At 71.0% G+C, this 16949-nt stretch carries 11 protein-coding genes; 8 read left to right on the top strand and 3 right to left on the bottom strand.

Annotation, left to right across the window (positions count from 1 at the left end; translation table 11 throughout):
- The first annotated feature begins 108 nt into the window (after positions 1-108).
- The 5 genes from ACIQCZ_RS24345 to ACIQCZ_RS24325 all read left to right on the top strand — a co-directional run bounded on the left by ACIQCZ_RS24345 (position 109) and on the right by ACIQCZ_RS24325 (position 7527).
- Positions 109-630 carry a hypothetical protein gene (locus ACIQCZ_RS24345; protein WP_402285056.1) on the top strand — a complete coding sequence of 174 codons (522 nt, stop codon included), beginning with the start codon at positions 109-111 and terminating at the stop codon, positions 628-630.
- A complete protein-coding gene (locus ACIQCZ_RS24340; RefSeq protein ID WP_402284791.1) occupies positions 630-2024 on the top strand; it encodes a hypothetical protein in 1395 nt (464 codons plus the stop codon). Before ACIQCZ_RS24345 ends, ACIQCZ_RS24340 begins: the two co-directional genes overlap by 1 nt.
- Positions 2021-3394 (top strand): VWA domain-containing protein, encoded by a 1374-nt coding sequence (locus ACIQCZ_RS24335; RefSeq protein ID WP_402284790.1) that lies wholly within the window; start codon positions 2021-2023, stop codon positions 3392-3394. The genes ACIQCZ_RS24340 and ACIQCZ_RS24335 overlap by 4 nt, the downstream gene beginning before the upstream one ends.
- Before the next feature lie 99 nt (positions 3395-3493).
- Positions 3494-4618, top strand: coding sequence for an AAA family ATPase (locus ACIQCZ_RS24330; RefSeq protein ID WP_402284789.1), 1125 nt, complete (start codon positions 3494-3496; stop codon positions 4616-4618).
- Positions 4615-7527: a hypothetical protein gene (locus ACIQCZ_RS24325; protein ID WP_402284788.1), complete on the top strand. Its 2913-nt coding sequence runs from the start codon at positions 4615-4617 to the stop codon at positions 7525-7527. The genes ACIQCZ_RS24330 and ACIQCZ_RS24325 overlap by 4 nt, the downstream gene beginning before the upstream one ends.
- A gap of 128 nt (positions 7528-7655) precedes the next feature.
- Here ACIQCZ_RS24325 and ACIQCZ_RS24320 read toward each other — a convergent pair whose 3' ends face one another.
- Entirely contained in the window at positions 7656-8900 is a 1245-nt protein-coding gene (locus ACIQCZ_RS24320; protein WP_402285054.1) for a hypothetical protein, read from the bottom strand.
- An 854-nt stretch (positions 8901-9754) separates the two neighbouring features.
- Here ACIQCZ_RS24320 and ACIQCZ_RS24315 point away from each other — a divergent pair.
- Together ACIQCZ_RS24315 and ACIQCZ_RS24310 are read left to right on the top strand one after the other, a co-directional pair.
- Entirely contained in the window at positions 9755-12340 is a 2586-nt protein-coding gene (locus ACIQCZ_RS24315) for an SdrD B-like domain-containing protein (RefSeq protein WP_402284787.1), read from the top strand.
- A gap of 117 nt (positions 12341-12457) precedes the next feature.
- Positions 12458-13288 carry a hypothetical protein gene (locus ACIQCZ_RS24310; protein ID WP_402284786.1) on the top strand — a complete coding sequence of 277 codons (831 nt, stop codon included), beginning with the start codon at positions 12458-12460 and terminating at the stop codon, positions 13286-13288.
- A gap of 108 nt (positions 13289-13396) precedes the next feature.
- Here the strand turns inward: ACIQCZ_RS24310 and ACIQCZ_RS24305 are convergent, their stop codons facing one another.
- A complete protein-coding gene (locus ACIQCZ_RS24305; RefSeq protein WP_402284785.1) occupies positions 13397-14716 on the bottom strand; it encodes a right-handed parallel beta-helix repeat-containing protein in 1320 nt (439 codons plus the stop codon).
- A 78-nt stretch (positions 14717-14794) separates the two neighbouring features.
- Between ACIQCZ_RS24305 and ACIQCZ_RS24300 the strand changes: the two genes are divergently transcribed.
- Entirely contained in the window at positions 14795-16006 is a 1212-nt protein-coding gene (locus tag ACIQCZ_RS24300; protein ID WP_402284784.1) for a Dyp-type peroxidase, read from the top strand.
- Positions 16007-16318: 312 nt separating this feature from the next.
- Here ACIQCZ_RS24300 and ACIQCZ_RS24295 read toward each other — a convergent pair whose 3' ends face one another.
- On the bottom strand, positions 16319-16630 hold the full coding sequence (locus tag ACIQCZ_RS24295) for a hypothetical protein (RefSeq protein ID WP_402284783.1): 312 nt from the start codon (positions 16628-16630) through the stop codon (positions 16319-16321).
- Positions 16631-16949 lie beyond the last annotated feature (319 nt).

Raw genomic sequence — 16949 nt, 5'->3', positions numbered from 1 at the left:
ACATCGGGTTTCGCCGGGTCGTCGCCATGCCGCGCCCGAAGCCGTTGTCAGTGGGCGGGGATAGGTTCGTTCATGTTCCGCCGCGACGGCGCGAACATCCCCTTTGACATGCATGGGAGAGATGCGTTGACGGTCTGGGAGAGGGCGAGCACGGTGCGAGTGGTATCGCCCGCGCGGCCGCGGAAACTTGCCAAGGTACCGTTCGTGGAGCTGGCCGACGGGCGGCTGCAGGGCGTGGTGTCCAGCGGGTCCGACATAGGACGTGTGTACGTGTCCTCGATCGCGGCCGGAACATACGCGTTCGCGTGCAGCACCAACAACAACCGCCCCTGCGGCGGCGCGCGCGGCACCTTCTGCAACCACATCCGCGCGCTCGTCGGCGAGGCCGTCCTCCAGTACGGCGCCGGGCGCGTCGCCCGGTATCTGAAGGCCGAGACCCCCGACGGGGAGCTCGACGGCCCCGGGCTCGTCTCGATGATGACCGCCACGCGCCCCGCGCAGGGCGACACTTCGGCCGCCGCCCCGGTCTTCAGCCGGTTCCTGCGGCACCTGGCCTACCTCGAACTGGAGCCCGTCACAACACCGTTGCCCGAGATGCACTGGTTCCCGCCGACGAGGGCGGTGGCCTGATGCGTACGGACCTGCTCTTCGACCCCGTCGACGGGCTCGACGAGGCACTCGCGGCCGTGGACGCCTTCGACGGCGTACTCGTCGACGGGCTCCTCCGCCCGCAGCCCACGCAGGTCGCGGGCCTGACCGCGATCGCGGACGCCCTCTCGGGCACTCCGCTGGCCTCGAAGGTCGCCGAGGCGGCCGAGAAGGCCGCGGCCGGTGCCGCCGCCGAGGACCACTTCGTCGTGCTCGCCGCCGCCCGCACCGCCCTCATGGGCTCCGTCCACGACGCGCTGACGGCCCGCGTCGGGGACGTCACCGGGCGGCCGCGCGCCGAGGAGACCGCTCCCGCCGCCGACGGAACGGAGCACGGCGCGAACGTGCTCGCCGCCGCCCGCGCCTGGCTGTGCGACCTCGCCCGTGCCGGCTGGCACGGCATCGACCACGAACTGATCGCCGGTGCCGCGCCCGTGGTCTCCGCGATGCTGTCCGACCCGCTGCTGAGGCGGCAGGCGACACTGTTCGACGGCTTCGCCGCCGAACTCGCCGCCTCCTGCCCGGGGGCCGCCCTGGAGCGCGTTCCGGAGCGCCGCTGGGCCGACCTGTGGTCGCGCGCGCTGCTTCTGACCCTGGCGGGCGCCGCCCGCACACCGGCCACGTCCCCCGCGACCGGCCGCCTGCTGCCGCTCGGCGTCGACATGCAGGAACACGCGACCGCCGTGCAGGCCCAGGTCCACGCGGTGTTCGAGCCCGCCGACGGCACGGCACCGCGCCTGGTGCGGGCCTCGGTGTCCGCGCCCAAGCCCGACACCGTCGTCGGTGCCGGACTGTGGCAGCTGCTCCGCCCGCGCATGTCGCTTCTCGCCGCCGTGGGCGAGGGCCGCTCCATGGAGCTCGACGCCATGCCCCTCACCCCCGAGGGAGACCTCGTCTGGGACGACGAGCGGGCCCGCGCGGGCGAGGCCGCCGACCCGTTCGCGACGGCGCGGGTGATCCTCTCCACCGCGACCGATCCCGTCACCGCCCCGCTGGACCGCCACCCGGCCCGGATCGCCGTACCCGTCCTGCTGGAGGGGTACGCGGCCGAGCGGGAGGACGACGGGCCGCCGACGTTCAAACTCGCCGGGCACCGGCTGGCCGTCGACACCGACCGCGCGCCGGCCGCGGGCCCGCTCACCCCGGAGGCCGTCGCCGCGTCCGGCGCATGCGTGGGACTGCTGCGCTGGGACGCCGGGGAGTTCGTCCTCCAGCCGGTGGCCGTCGAGACGACCGTGCGGAAGAAGTCCGTCGCCGTCCACGCGGGCGCGTGGGCCGGTGGCACCGCCGACAAGGCCGGAGCACGGGCCGAGAAGGCGGCCACCGACTCCGTCGCCGTCCTGCGTGAGCGCGCCGGAAGGCTGCTGCGGAAATGACCGATCACACCCCTGGGAGCGGTCCCGGTTCCGCTGCCCCGCCGCCCGCCGAGCCGGCCCCCGACGACAACCGCCGCCAGGTCCTGTACTGGCGGCTCCTGGCCCGGCTCTTCGACCACGAGGAGCAGAGCGCGCTGGAAGCGGCGAGCCTCGCCGTGGTGGAGGACATCGGCCTGCCGTCCGCACTGCTGGACCCGGGCACGGCCGTCGACTCCGTCGTCCAGCGCCACCCGGAGCTGGCCGATGAATTCGACGACCTGATGACCCCGGAGCCCGAAGCGGACGGCGTGCGCGACCGTGCCGCCGAGGTGCGGCGCGCCGCGCTCGCGTCGAAGCTGCTGCTCAACGTCTTCGCCACCGGTTCCGGCACGGTCACCGCCGGCCAACTGGCCCGCTGGCAGTCCGACGCGAGCCGGCTCGAACGCGCGCTGGGCACCCCACCCGGCGAACGACCGGCCGGAGCGGGCATCGGCAACAACGGCCTGGGGCCCGAACTCGGGGCCATCGAGGCCGATCTGGTGCACCGAATGCACCTGCGCGAGGTACTGGCCGACCCGGTACTGGCCGCCCGGCTCACCCCGAGCATGTCCCTGATCGAGCAGTTGCTGCGCGACAAGGGCAACCTCTCCGGTGTCGCGCTGGCCAACGCCAAGTCCCTCATCCGGCGTTACGTGGACCAGGTCGCCGAGGTGCTGCGCACGCAGGTGGAGAAGGCCACAGTCGGTGAACTGGACCGTTCGGTCCCGCCCAAGCGCGTCTTCCGCAACCTCGACCTCGACCGCACCATCTGGAAGAACCTCACCAACTGGAGCCCGCAGGAGGAGCAGCTCTACGTCGACCGCCTCTACTACCGGCACACCGTCCGCCGGACCACGCCGCAGCGGCTGATCGTCGTCGTCGACCAGTCGGGCTCCATGGTCGACTCCATGGTCAACTGCACCATCCTGGCCTCGATCTTCGCCGGGCTGCCGAAGGTGGACGTCCACCTCATCGCGTACGACACCCGCGCGATCGACCTCACCCCCTGGGTGCACGATCCGTTCGACGTACTGCTGCGCACCAATCTCGGCGGCGGCAACGACGGACCGGTGGCCATGGCCATGGCCCGGCCGAAGATCGCCGAACCGAAGAACACCGTCATGGTGTGGATCTCGGACTTCTACGAGTTCGGCCGTTCCCAGCCGCTGTTCGAGGGCATCGAGGCGGTCCACCGGTCCGGGGTGAGATTCATCCCCGTCGGCTCGGTGACCAGCTCCGGACGACAGGAGGTCAACCCTTGGTTCCGCGAGCGGTTCAAGGCGCTCGGCACCCCGGTGGTCTCCGGCCACATCAACAAGCTCGTGCACGAACTCAAGACGTTCCTCACCTGAGACGACCCACGGCCCGGCCATCCGCCGTCCCTGCCGAAGGGGCGGCCGTCCGTCGGCCCCCGCATCGCCACCCGTGACCTGCCCAGAAAGGCCCTTCCCGTGTCCGACCTGCTGCGCGCCCCCGCCGAGATCAAGTACGCCGAGGAACTCGACTGGCTGGAGTCGATCGACGACAGCCCCAAGCCGTTCTCCTGGCGCCTGTCCCCGAAGATGATCCGCCTGTTCATCCTCGGTTCCGAGCGCGCCGACGGCCTCGATCGCGAGGTGTCGCAGAAGTGGTTCGGCGACCGGAGCTTCGTCGAGCGGTCCATCGTCACCCTCGCCTCCGACCGGGGCCTGCTGCTGATCGGCGACCCCGGCACGGGCAAGAGCTGGCTGGCCGAGCTCCTCTCGGCCGCGATCTGCCGTAACTCCACCCTGGTGGTCCAGGGCACGGCCGGCACCACCGAGGACCACATCAAGTACTCCTGGAACGTGTCCATGGTCATCGCCAAGGGGCAGTCGCGCGAGTCCATGATCGCCTCGCCGATCATGACCGCGATGGAGGCCGGCGTCATCGGCCGTTTCGAGGAACTGACCCGCTCCACCAGCGACGTGCAGGACGCGCTGATCTCGATCCTCTCCGAGAAGTACATCTCCGTCCCCGAGCTGCAGAGCGACGGCGATGGCGACAACATCGTCTTCGCCAAGCCCGGATTCTCGATCATCGCCACCGCCAACAGCCGTGACCGGGGCGTCAACGACCTCTCCTCCGCACTCAAGCGCCGCTTCAACTTCGTCCGCATCCCGATGGTGACGAACAAGAAGAGCGAGGCCGAGATCGTCCGCTTCCGCACCGAGGAACTGCTGCGCCGCCACGAGATCGAGCTGGAGGTGCCGCCCACCCTCCTCGACGTACTCCTGCAGAGTTTCGCCGATCTGCGCGCCTCGTCCGCCGCGGCCGGCAGCGACGACGAGAAGCTGGAGTCCGCGCTGTCCACCGCCGAACAGATCGGTGTGCTGGAGGACGCCGTCCTGCACAGCAACTTCTTCGGCGAGAGCACCCTGACCGCCCGCAATCTCGCCGCCTCACTGGTCGGTTCCCTCGCCCGGCGCGAGCCCGAGGACCTGGCCATTCTCAACAAGTACCTGCACGGCGTCGTCGAGCCGCGCGGCAAGGAGGAGGGCGGCTCCTGGCCCGAGTTCCTGGAGGGCGGCCGCGAAGCGATCGCGAAGCTGTCATGAGCAAGGCCCCCGAGAACCGCGCGGCCGCCGCGACCACCTTCGCCTCCCTGCGCGGTCAACTGCACGAGGCAGCAGACCGGTTCGCCGACGGCCCCGAAGCCCTGGAAGGCATCCTGCTGGGCATGGTCGACGACGTCGACCGCGCGGTGGGTGAACCGCTGGAGATCTTCCCCGTCTGCCACCACTCACCCGCCTCGGCGCTCGCCATGGCCCGCCGACTGCGCGAGAAGCAGCCGAAAGTCGTCTATCTGGAGCTGTGCGAGGACATGGCGCCGCTCCTCACCGAGCTGCGCAACTGCCGGCTGCCGGTGGCGGTGCAGGCGTTCGCGAGCGAGATCGACGGCTTCCCCGCCGAGTGGGCCCCCCTGTCGGTCGTCGCACCGATCACGGAGGCATCCGCCGAGTACCAGGCCATCGCCTACGCACTGGACACGCCGGGCGTCGAACTCGTCCTCGTGGACCGCTCCTCCGACCACGTCTTCCAGTGGGACACCCGGCACGAGCAGGCCGGGGAGCCGACCGGCGACGACACGACGGGCCCCGGCACCGAGGCCGCCGAGGCCGCGCTGCACGGCGAGGCCGTCGGCGTCGAGATCGGCGACCTGCGGCCGCGCTTCGCCGAACTGGAGGAACATCTGCTGCGCCACGGGAAGGTGCGGCACTGGTCGGAATGGTGGCACCAGTACGTCGAAATACCGCTCGGCGACAGCGACCACGACACCTACCGCCAGGTCATGTTCCTCATCGGAAGCCTGTTCCGGCGGCTCGCCCCCGGCGACGGGGAGCGTGTGCGCGTGGACGAGGACCGCGAGCGGTACATGTGGACCCGGATGCGCGAGCACCTGACCACGACCGGCACCGACCCGGCGGACTGCCTGTACGTCTGCGGTGCCTTCCACGCGGCCAGCCGCGTCGAGGAGTTCGGCGTGCACGGCGCCGACGGCTTCACGATCTCCCCGCGCACCGCCACGCGATGGCAGTACGGCCTGATCCCGTCCAGCCACGCTGCGATCGAGGCGCAGTTCGGCCTTGCCTCCGGCTCGGTGTCGATCGCCGCGACGCAGTGGGCGAAGAACCTCAAGCGCACCCGGGTGAAGCCGTACCGCCTGCAGGGGCAGGCCGGTACGAAGAAGGAACGCCCCACGAAGGCCGCGGCGCCCTCCGCCGCCGTCGCACCCGCCGCGGCGGAGGACCAGCTCTCCGGCTTCCTGAGCCGGCCACCGGTCCTCGACACCCTGGACGAGGCCGAACTGCTCGGCTGGTCCGTGGACATCACCCGAGCCGCGCGCCGCAACGGCTACCTCGCCTCGACCGCCGACGCCATCGCCGTGTTCGAGACGTCGATCCTGCTCGCCGGCATGAGGGACCGGGCCAAGCCGACGCCGTACGACTTCCAGGACGCGGCGATCACCTGCATCGAGAAGGACACCGTCCCCGGACGGCGGGACGTACGCCGCCTCGTCGAGATCATGATGGGCGGCGACCGCATCGGCCAGGTCGGCTACGACGCCCTGCCGCCCCTCGCCCGCGACGTGCACGACCGGCTGGCACCACTGGAGTTGAACCTCCAGCAGCGCGGCGTGCGCCGGGCCCTGCTGGACATGGCGTCCCACCCGGAGCTCCGGGCCTGCTCGGACGTGCTCTGGATGCTGCGCAGGCTGATGCCCGCCGGCGCCGCACGGCCCATCATGGGGGAGCGGCGACTGGGGGAGCGGTCGATCCAGGAGTCGTGGGACCTGTCGATCGGCACCCACCAGCGGGCGCTCATCGAAATCGGCTACGAGGGCGTGAGTCTTGAGCAGGTGCTGGAGCAGAGGCTCCGACGCACCGCGTACGGGCCGCAGGCGACGACGGCGGACGTGCTGGCCGCGGTCGAGGACGCGACGCTTTATCTGCCCGGCCGACGCCTCGCCGACGAACTGGGCACACGCGCACTCGAAGTCCTCGCGGCCGAGCGCACCGTCGACGGGGCACCCGAGGTGCTGCGCCGGGTACGCGGACTGCTGGCGTACTACCGCACCAACGAACCCGTCCTGCCTCCGTGGATCGAGTCCTTCGTCAAGGCCGGGTACGCGCACTACTGCACCCTGCTGCCGATGGCATTCACCGACGAGGACGCCACCGTCCGTCAGGTGGCGGCGATGCTGGGCTTCCTGTTCGGCATGGAGAGCCTCGCGCTCTCACTGGGATGCGACCGGACCCAGCTGGAACTGGCCGTCGCCCAGTCGCATCCGCAGGACCCGGCGAAGACGGCCCTGCTGTGGGCGGCGCAGGTACAGCTCGGCACCCTCTCCCGGGAGCAGTTGCGGACCCGCTGCGACGAACTGCTGGCCAACCCGCTGGTGGTGCCCTCCTACCCGCACTACCTCAGCGGCTTCGTGCACGCGCTGGAGCCGGTGCCGGGTCTGGCGGACATGGTGGTGGAGGCGGTGTCGAACGCGTTCGGCCGACTTCCGGACGCCGTGCTGCTGCCATGGCTGCCGGTCCTGATCACCACGCTCCGGTCGAACGCCTCGGAGCTCGCTCCACTGCTGATCCGCGAGGCCGGGCGGATCTTCCCGGCACGGCTCGCGGCGTTGGACGCCTGGCTGCCGCCGTGGCGGCAGCGACCGGCAAAGGCCCCGGCCGTCCGCGCCACCGATGGCGTGTCGTTGCTCCCTGCCCACCCTGCGACCTGCGACGCACTGGCGGACCTGCTGGGCTGCGCGGACGGCTGGGCGCCGGCCGATACGCGAGCCCGGGGCGTGTCGTTGCTCCCTGCCCATCCTGCGACCTGTGACGCACTGGCGGACCTGCTGGGGTGCGACGTTCCGTGGGCTCCGCCCGCCCAGGTGCCCGGCACTGTGGCCCTGATGGCCCGCCACCCCGCCCCAGCACACGCACTGGCGGCCCTGCTCACGGGACCGTGACACCGGCCTCGGCCGCCGGTACATCGCGTCCCGGCGGCCATGCCCGAGGTCGGCGGCAACGGGCGCGGGGCCGTCGATGCGCTGCTCGCGCACGTCCCCGAACACATTCGGCCCCCGGGAGGGCCCGGTCATCGCCCGTTCAAGGGGGGAACGGCCCCCTCCTGGCCGGATGCCTCCGTGCGTCGGGCCTTTGCCGGGGGCATGGTGTGCAGCAGTTCCAGTCGGCGCTGGGTGGCTTCGACCGCTCCGGGGCGCCGGCCAGGTACCCGGCGGCGCAATGAGACCAGGGGCGGGCCGAGTTCGCGGGCCTGCTGCAGGTCGCGAAGTTCCTGCCATTGGTGGTGGGCGCGGTCCACGGCGGCTTCTACGGCGGGGTCGTCCGGAGGCTGTTGCCGGGCGAGACGGGAGTTGGCGGCGGCCATCCACAGTGCGCAGCTGCGTGCCGGATCGTCGGCCAGACGGGCGAGGTCGGCGCGGACCTCGGTCCAGTGGGTGGTCTGCACGGAACCTGCGCCGTAGGTGCGCAGGGCCCACCCCTCCCATATGGCTGCGAGCGATGCGGCCTCGCCGTGCCGCCCGGCGTGGGCGGCGGCAAAGATCGCAGGCAACGGGTCCTCTTCGGTCGTCCCCGTGTTCTCCGATACCGGAGCAGGCACAGTCGGAACAGGTGAAGGCTCCTGGCGTGGCCGGTTCGGAACCGGCACGGCGGGTGCCGCAGGGGTGGGGACGGTTGTGCGGTCGACGGCCAGGAACAGTGCGTCGTCGGGGCCGGACTGGGCGGCGGCCTGTTCGTGGAGCTGGGCGAGTGGTGGGTTCATGCCGCTGCGCCAGATGGCGGCGAGGGCCTTCAGATAGACCGGTTCTGCGATCTGGCGGCGGGGTGGCGGCGGGGCGATCCGGCCGTATACGCGGATCCCGTGCCCGAGAGCGAGGCCCTCCGTACGGAGCTGCTGCCAGGCGTCCGGGGTGGCGACCAGGTCGATGACGACGGTGGTGGTGCCCGGCCGGCGCGGTTTGAGCTCGCCGACCAGCCAGTGCCAGGGCAATGCGGTGTAGCGCAGGGTCGTCGGCGTGGTCCGGGCGAGCGCGAGGTGGATCAGGCGCTGCTTGTGGTCGAGGTGGAGTTGTCCGGTCAGGTAGAGGGAGAGCGGACCGGGTGCGGCGGCCGCGGCGCGGATGCGGGTGAGGACGGTCTGAGGGTCGGCCGGGTCGGTGAGTTCAACGATGGTGGCTGCCGTCGTGCCGGTCAGGATGCCGGGCGGGACAGCCGCGAGCGTGGGCAGGACGCTGGTTGCGTCGATGAGACAGCCTCTGCCGGCCGGGGCCGCCGCGATCACCAGCGCCGTCCCGGATGCCGTGTCCCTGTTGATCATCACAACTGCACCGTAGCGGCTGCCCGGCCTGTGCATGTAACCAGTCGTTCAGGTACCACCGGGAGCCGGGCCGGGCCGTGGCGACTCCGTCACCCATTGATCGGGCGGCTGACGGATCTGTGACGCACACAAGGACCCGCTTCTCGACGAGTGCTCGCCGGACGGAATCGAGAGGGGCGATGGGCGATGACCGCGGCCGACCTCCTTTCCGGTGCCTGCCTCGGCTGCTCCCGTCGCGTCCGCTTCATGGACCGCGACCGTCCCCGTTCTGTGGCAGGTGCGCCGTGTCACGTCGCTGTTGACACCTGGAGCGGGTCACGATCGGGCTGTATGCCACCATGAACTGACGCTCACGGAGCGGTAGTTCGCCCCAGGGCGCTGTTGCCCGCTTCGTCGCTGGGTGCAAGCGGCCGGACGACCGAAGGATCCACAACGGGAGCCCGGTGCGACAGGAGTGTGAGTCTCGCCCGCCACCTCGCCGCCCCGCCCGCGATGTGCTCGGAGGCCGTTGCACGCAAGTTCGGCGGAGGACGAGTTCGCCATTCCGCCACGATCTTGCCCAAAGCCCTTCTAAGATCGCTGGCAAGGCGGTTCTCCGCATCTCTATGTACTCCCCCACGAGCAGGGCTTCAGGCCCTTCTGAACGCTGAGAGCAGGAGATGAAATCTACGAATGAACAAGCGAAGGGAGCCGCGCCCGGGCCGCGTCGGCGACGGCCGGGCATGCTCGGTCGCCGCACCGTCGGCTGCCTGGCCGCGCTCGCCTTGGGAATCGGTAGCGGCTCGTTAGCCGTGGCGCCTGCGGCGCACTCGCAGGCGGGGGACGGATCGGTGACGGTCCGGGTGATCCGAGCAGTGGACAACAGTGGCGTGTGGAAACCCGCGCTGGAACCCGGCATCGCGGGCGTCAAGGTGACCCTCACCGATGACGCCGGGTTGGGCATCGAGGGGGTCACGGCGGCCGACGGCACCGTGACACTGACCCCGGAGTCGGGCGGGACCACCAGCGGCAAGTACCGGGTGCAGGTGGTGAATCCGAAGCCGGGTGTGCTCTTCCCGGCTTTCGCCTCGCGCCAGGGGCTGGACGGCGCACCCAACCAGTTGAGCAGCAATGAGGAGTTCGTCGACCTCTCGGGCGAGAAGAGCGTGGCGTACACCACCGGACTGTGGAGTCCCGGTGACTACTGCCAGAAGAACGCACCGCTGATGACGACCTGTCAGCCCACCACGCGCGAGGGCGGGACTCAGCGCACGCTGGTCTCCTTCCCGTACGACGCGCGAGGCCAGGACGGCGTCGACGTCAATGTCACGAACGTCGCCACCAACGCCGAGACCGGCACGCTGTTCGGCATCGCGTGGAACAAGGCCGACCAGCGGGTGTTCTCCTCGGCGGTGGCCAAGCGCACCACGGACTACGGTCCGGGTGGCGCCGGGGGCATCTACGTGACCGATCGCGCGCAGAAGAAGACCACCCTGTTCACCGTCGTCCCGGACGCGGGGACGACGGCGCACGGCTCGGGTACCGACGACGCCTTCCTCGCCGTGCCGGGCAAGGAGAGCCTGGGCGGCATCAAGATCACCGATGACGGCAGGGACCTGTTCGTCGTCAACCTCAACAACCGCAAGCTCTACCGCTATGACGCCACGGTGGCGACCGCGGCGGCGCCGAAGGCCGTCTACGCGATCCCGGACCCGGGCTGTCCGGCGGCGGTGGACTGGCGCCCCTTCGGCCTGGGGATGCAGGACGGCACCGGCTACCTCGGCGGGGTCTGCTCGGGCGAGTCCACCGGTAAGGTCTCGGACCTGCGCGCGGTGGTTCTGCCCTTCGACCTGGGCACCGGCACCTTCCAGGAGGCCGTGCTGAACCAGCCGCTGGACTACCCGCGCGGCTCGACGGTCGGCGCCGGCCCGTGCGACGGCGCGGGCTGGTTCCCGTGGACGAGCACCTACCCGGCCTCGCAGGACGGCCGTCCGTGCGGCAACTCCACCATCGCCCAACCCGAACCGGAGTTGGGCGAGATCGCCTTCGAGGCCGACGGTTCGATGCTGCTGGCCTTCCGCGACCGCTTCGGCGACCGCGCGCCCGCCGGTCCCACGCCGAACTCCGCCGCCGTCGTCATGTCGGGCGGTGACCTGAACAAGGCCTGCCCGGCGGACGGCATGTATGTGATGGACACCAACAACGGCTGCGGGCTGTCTCCTCGGGGCACCCGGTTCTTCGACACCAGCTGGGGCGGTCACCGCAACACGGCGTTCGCTGGCATGGCGCTCTCCAAGGCCGAGAACACCATCGCGACCTCCGCTTTCGACCCCAACCACACCGCCCTCGGGTACGGCACATCGTTCCTCCAGCGCGATGGCACGCAGGACCCGAAGTTCGGCCTGCGCCTCAACCCGCCGGGCACCGTGGCCCCGTTCGGCAAGGGCGCCTCGATGGGCGACCTGGAGGTGCTCTGCGACCAGGCCCCGCTCCAGATCGGCAACCGCGTCTGGTACGACCCCGAGCGCAAGGGCATCCAGAACCCGGGCCAGCGGCCGGTCGTGGGCGCGACCGTCAACCTGTACGACGAGTCGGGCAAGCTGGTGGGCACGACCGAGACGACGGCGCGCGGCGAGTACTACTTCGACGACTCCAATGTCACCGGCGGCCTGAAGCCGAGGACCAAGTACACCATCCGCCTCGACAAGCCGGCCGACTACGCCAAGGGCGGCCCGCTCTACCAGTGGGTGCCCACGGAAGCGGATGTCGGCGACAACCACTTCATCGACTCCAAGGGAATTGTCCCGCGCGATGCGAAGTTCCCGGAGCGGGCGCTGACCACCGGCGGCCCCGGGGAGAACGATCACACCTACGACTTCGGTTTCCGGCAACAGGAAGGCGTGCTGCGCCTGGTCAAGCACGACCAGGACGGCAAGCCGCTGGCGAAGGCGAAGTTCCAGCTGTGGAAGGAGACGAATGGTTCCGACGGCTTGCAGGCCACCGGGACGGAGCCGGACACGCCGGTCGACAAGCCCTGTCTGACCGGGACCGACGGCATCTGCCAGGGCGCCGGCGCGCCGGGGACGTACTACTGGCAGGAGGTCAGCCCGCCCGAGGGGTACGCCGTACCCGACGTGGCGGTGTTCGGGCCGCTGGTACTGACCTCCGACAACCTCGACGAGGGGGTCTCGGTGACCGCGGTCAACGAGCGGCTGCCCGGCCCCACTCCGACGCCGACACCGACGACGCCGGGACCGGACACACCGGGTAAACCGGGTTCGCCGGGGGCTCCAGGTGCCCCGGGTGCACCGGGTGCACCGGGCCACGCGTCCAACTCGGGCCTGGCGTCCACCGGCATGAGCCAGGCGGTTCTGCTGGCCCTGGCCGGCTGCGCCGCGCTCACCGTCCTCGGCGGGGCTCTGGTCGTACTGATGCGCAGGCGAAGGACACAGCACTGCTAGCCCCGAAGCGGGGCGACCGGCACCGGTGACCCTCCGGGCCGGACCGGGCGGGTTCGCGGACCAGCGGTTCGCGAACCCGCCCTCCTGTGTGACCGACCGACGAGAGAAAGCGACCGCATGGCTCGGAAGAGAAAGACCGATGGCCGTACGCCGCGTCGGGCCCTCTGGTTGAGAACACTGATCGCGATCACGGCGTGCGGTGTCGCAGTGGGCGGCGTGGCCGCCTACCGGGCCTTCTCCGACGACACCGCCACCGAGCGGCCGGTGACGACGGAGGAGGCGTCCAGGCTGGCGCTGTCGCGGCTGAATCTGTACCAGGCCAGTCCCGTGGCGGTGACCCTCACCGCCACCGAGGGCGGCGGAGTGGCGGTGCGGGTCAAGGGGGTCGTGGATTACCGAACCCACCGGGCCGTGGGGAGCTACCAGGTCACCGGGGCCTCCGGGACCTCCGGAACGTCAGGGCCCGCCACCGGGCAGCTCGACCACGGGCTGATCGTCTGGGACACCGGCGGCCTCGGCCTGGCCCCCGCGCCCAAGGGAGACAACAGCCCGGCCTGGCAGCAGGCCGAGCACATCCCGCGCTCGGGCTGGTCCGCGCGCTCCTACACGACCGATCCTCTGGACGCCGGGCTTCAGTTGCTGATCGGGCTGGGCGCGGACCGCCCCGACAACCCGCTGTTGCTCGCACAGTCCGGGGCTCGCCGGCTGGGGCACGAACGCATCGACGGCCGCAGCTACGACCGGTTCGCCGGGCCGCGAGCCCAGGGCGCCACGCCCGGTGCGGGGCCCGACGGCGGACGGTCGCCGCTGACGTACTGGGTCGACGGTGACGGCGGCCTGCGACGGGTGACGATGCGGATGCCGGGCCTGGGGACCCCGACCACCCTGGAGTTCTCCGGACGCGACGACCGCGCGAAGCTCCCCGAGGCGCCGTGGGCCACCAGCTGATATTTCCGTGCCGATGCGCCCCGGCTTCCGTGGGTGCCGACGACGCTCCTCGGCCCACCCTTCGGGGCGGCACGGTGAGCGGAAGCCGAGTCCACCGCAGCACCGTGCTCAGCGCGAGTGCGGCACGACGTCCACGTCCTTCGGGAGCGGGTACGCGGCCGCGTCGACGACCCCCGGCAGGCCGGTCGCCGGGCTGCCCGGGGCCGTCGGGTCCGGCATGGACGGCTGGGCGGGTGGGGCCGGCACCTGGCTGAACGGGACGCCGGGCGGCGCCTGCACCGGCGCCGTCCGGCCGACGGGCAGCGCGCCCCGACGGCGATCGCCGCAGCCCGCGCGACCCTCCAGGCCGTCCGGGCTCTGGGTGGCGGGCCGGTTGCCGGCGAAACAGTTGCCGGGGTCGACAGAGGCCAGCACGAGGTCGATGCCGTTGCCGGTGGCACGGTTGCCTTCGACGCGATTGCCGCTCGCAGGATGCCCCGGCGGGTCGGTGACGATCACTCCGGCCGCCCGGTTGCCCCGGACCAGGTTGCGCTGGACGCGGTTCGCGGTGCCGCCGCCGATGCCGATGCCGATGCCGAAGCCCCCGTCCGCCTGCTCGGGCGTGTCGGCGGCGTTGTTGTCGGCGACCACGTTGCCCGCGATCACCGCGCCGTGCTGCGGCGCGAGGGCCTCCAGGTCGTTGGAGTTGACCGTGACGCCGACCCGGTTGCGGGCCACGCGATTGCCCAGCACCGACAGGCCGTCCGAGGCATTGGTCAGTTCGATGCCGACCGCGTTGCGCTCCACCGTGTTGCCACGGACGACGGTGGCGCAGGGCTTGCACTGGCCGACGTAGATGCCCGAGTCGGCATGCCCGGAGGCGTAGGAGTCCTCGATCACGCCGTCGCGCGCGTCAAAGGCGTAGATGCCGTACAGACCGTTGTTGTACGACGTCACCCGGGTTGCGCGGAAGCCCCGGACGGGAGGGAAGCGGGTGGTGTCCAACGGGTCGTAGGCGGAGCCGCCGGCGCCGCGCTGCTGCAAGCGCTCGTCGGTGACGCCGGTGAACAGCACGCCGTTGGCGAGGTAGCCGTGCACGGTGAGGTTCTCGACCACCGAGCCGGCGCCGGTCACGGTGATGCCGTTGGCCAGACGCACGCCGCCGTCGAAGACCACCTTGTTGCGGTCCGTTCCGCGCAGTACCACGCGGGGCCTGGTGACGCGCACGCTCTCCCGGTACACGCCCGGACCGATCAGCACCGTCTCGCCCTCACGAGCGGCGTCCACGGCCTGCTGCACCGAACGGAAGTCCTGCGGAACGCGCAGTACGCTCCCGGCCGGATGCCGCGCATCGGCGGACGTCGATTCCGTGCCGGAGCACCCGGTGGCCGCCAGTGCGACCGCGATGATCGGCGCCGACAGGCGCAGCGCCGCCCGGAACGCCGCCATCGAAACCGCTGAACGCGCTAACAGGCCTTCTGCAGACAGGATTTGCATGGCAGTTGTTTTATCGTCTCCAATAGGCGTATGCCCACCGAACAGGGAAATGCGCAGGATTCATCCAGACCAGCGGCAACCCGTTTCGGGCGGCGTCGGGCACTGCTCGCCGGCGGGGCGGTGCTCGCCGCAGGGATGGGCGCGGCGGCCGACGAACTGGTGAGGGACGACCGTACAGTCGGCCGTGCCGCCACCGGCGCCCCGTCGGCCGAGACCGCGACCCCCTTCCACGGCGCCCGGCAGGCCGGCGTCACGGCGCCCCAGCAACCGGCCACGCACCTGCTCTCCTTCGACCTCCCGAAAGTCTCCGCCGCCACCGACCGGAAGACCTTGCGCGGCGTCCTCGGCGCGCTGACCCGCACGCTCGCCGCCGCGGCCTCCGCCGCCCCGCCGGATCCGCGACTCCAGAGCGGCGGTGTGTCCCGGCTCGCCTCCCTGGTCGGCATCGGCCCCGCCCTTGCCGCCAGACTAGGCCTCAACGTCCCTGCTTCCTTCGGCGAGTTGCCGTCCTTCCCCGGCGACCGCCTCGACCCGCAGCGCAGCAACGGCGATCTCTTCGTCCAACTGTGCGCAGCCGACCGCTGGACGCTCACCATCGTTGCCGAACTCGTCGGCGCGGCCGCACACGCCGCCGGCGCCGTGCCCCGCTGGACCCAGTCCGGCTTCCTGCCCCACACGCCTCCGGGCACCACCCCTCGCAACCTGTTCGGCTCCAAGGACGGCATCGCCAACCCCGATCGCGCGGCTGCCGAGCGGTGGGTCTGGGGCCCGACGGGAGCTCACCGGAACGGCACCGTCCTGGTCTACCGCAGGATCCGCATGGACGTCGCCGCCTTCGCGGCCCTCCCCGAGGGCGAGCACGACCGGGTGATCGGCCGCCGCGCCCGCGACGGCGTCCCTCTCAGTGGCACCGCCGAGCATGACGAGCCGGACATCTACGCCAAGAACCCCGACGGTTCCTACGTCATCCCCGCCACCGCCCATGTGCGTCTCGCCAGCCCCCGCTTCGACGCCGGCGCCCGTATGCTCCGCCGCAGCTACAGCTACGACGACGGCCCGACCGACCGCGGCCTGCTGTTCTGCGCCTTCATGCGCGACCCCGGCCAGTTCACCCGCGTCCAGAACCGCCTCGCCGCGCGAGACGCCCTCAACCCGTTCCTCCAACACCGGGCCTCGGCCGTGGTCTACGTCCTGCCCGGCGCCGCACCCGCCGGGACTCTCGGCGAACAGCTCTGGACATGAAGTCGGCCTCGCTCCCTCCACCCGGAAATGCCAGGAACGGTTGGTCAGAGGAGGGACGCACCTGGGAGGAATCAGGAGCCGGCCCGGATGTCGACACATTGCGCCAGGAGAGCCGGACAAGGGCGCCTTCCAGGCATCTGCCCTGGTCAGGCTCCTCTTCTCCTGCTTCTGGAAGAAGCCGGGACTCTTCGGCGAGTACGACACCAGGAGGTTCTTTGTCTGCTGGTGGTACAGGCGCCGCACCTCTGTGACCAGGCTTCGCCGCCGTCCTCATCTGGACCCGCAGGTAACAGGACGCCGAGGTGATCCGGTCTATTGGAGGTCTGTGCTTGGCCGGCGCCGCCAGTCCCATCCGGGGTGGCGGCCCATCAGCGTGAGGAACTCGCCCGCCTGCAGGATCTCGTAGTGGTTGGTGTCGACAAGACCGTCGAGCCCAGGCAGGACGTCACGGAGAAACTCCCGGGCCGCGTCCATGGACTGGCACGACACATAGACCGCATACGGTTCGCCGATCCGGTTTGTCACCTGATCGATCTCGTCCGGCTCGTAGTCCGCCAGGATCCCGCCCGAGAGGTCGATGTAGTACGAGTACCCGTGCCAGTGCAGCCTTTCGTCACCCGTCACAGGATCCGGCAAGAGCTCAAAAGCGCGGATTCGCCCCTCGAGCGACGGGCGTCGCTCCGCGGAGACAAGGATGATCACAGATGGCCAGGACACGCGCATACCTCCCCGGCGACCGTAGCCGAGCAGACCCCTCGGGTCGCCTGATTTTCCGCCCGGCGGGGCGGCTTCTTCACCAAGGGGACAGGCGGTGAGCAAGATCGGCAGCCACGACCGTTCGTGGTCACGGTGACCCTCCGTGGCTCTGGTACGGATGTGATCCAGAGCCCGAATTCAGCCGTTGCCGACAGGTGTCCGTCACCGGCACCCGCTCGGCCCGTTC

Source organism: Streptomyces sp. NPDC093149 (assembly GCF_044754145.1).
Lineage (GTDB): Bacteria > Actinomycetota > Actinomycetes > Streptomycetales > Streptomycetaceae > Streptomyces.
This window is presented reverse-complemented; position numbering and strand designations above follow the sequence as displayed.

Coding starts and splice junctions, on each gene's coding strand:
- ACIQCZ_RS24345 (WP_402285056.1), top strand. CDS start 109: ATGCATGGGAGAGATGCGTTGACGGTCTGGGAGAGGGCGAGCACGGTG.
- ACIQCZ_RS24340 (WP_402284791.1), top strand. CDS start 630: ATGCGTACGGACCTGCTCTTCGACCCCGTCGACGGGCTCGACGAGGCA.
- ACIQCZ_RS24335 (WP_402284790.1), top strand. CDS start 2,021: ATGACCGATCACACCCCTGGGAGCGGTCCCGGTTCCGCTGCCCCGCCG.
- ACIQCZ_RS24325 (WP_402284788.1), top strand. CDS start 4,615: ATGAGCAAGGCCCCCGAGAACCGCGCGGCCGCCGCGACCACCTTCGCC.
- ACIQCZ_RS24320 (WP_402285054.1), bottom strand. CDS start 8,900: ATGATCAACAGGGACACGGCATCCGGGACGGCGCTGGTGATCGCGGCG.
- ACIQCZ_RS24310 (WP_402284786.1), top strand. CDS start 12,458: ATGGCTCGGAAGAGAAAGACCGATGGCCGTACGCCGCGTCGGGCCCTC.
- ACIQCZ_RS24305 (WP_402284785.1), bottom strand. CDS start 14,716: ATGGCGGCGTTCCGGGCGGCGCTGCGCCTGTCGGCGCCGATCATCGCG.
- ACIQCZ_RS24300 (WP_402284784.1), top strand. CDS start 14,795: ATGCCCACCGAACAGGGAAATGCGCAGGATTCATCCAGACCAGCGGCA.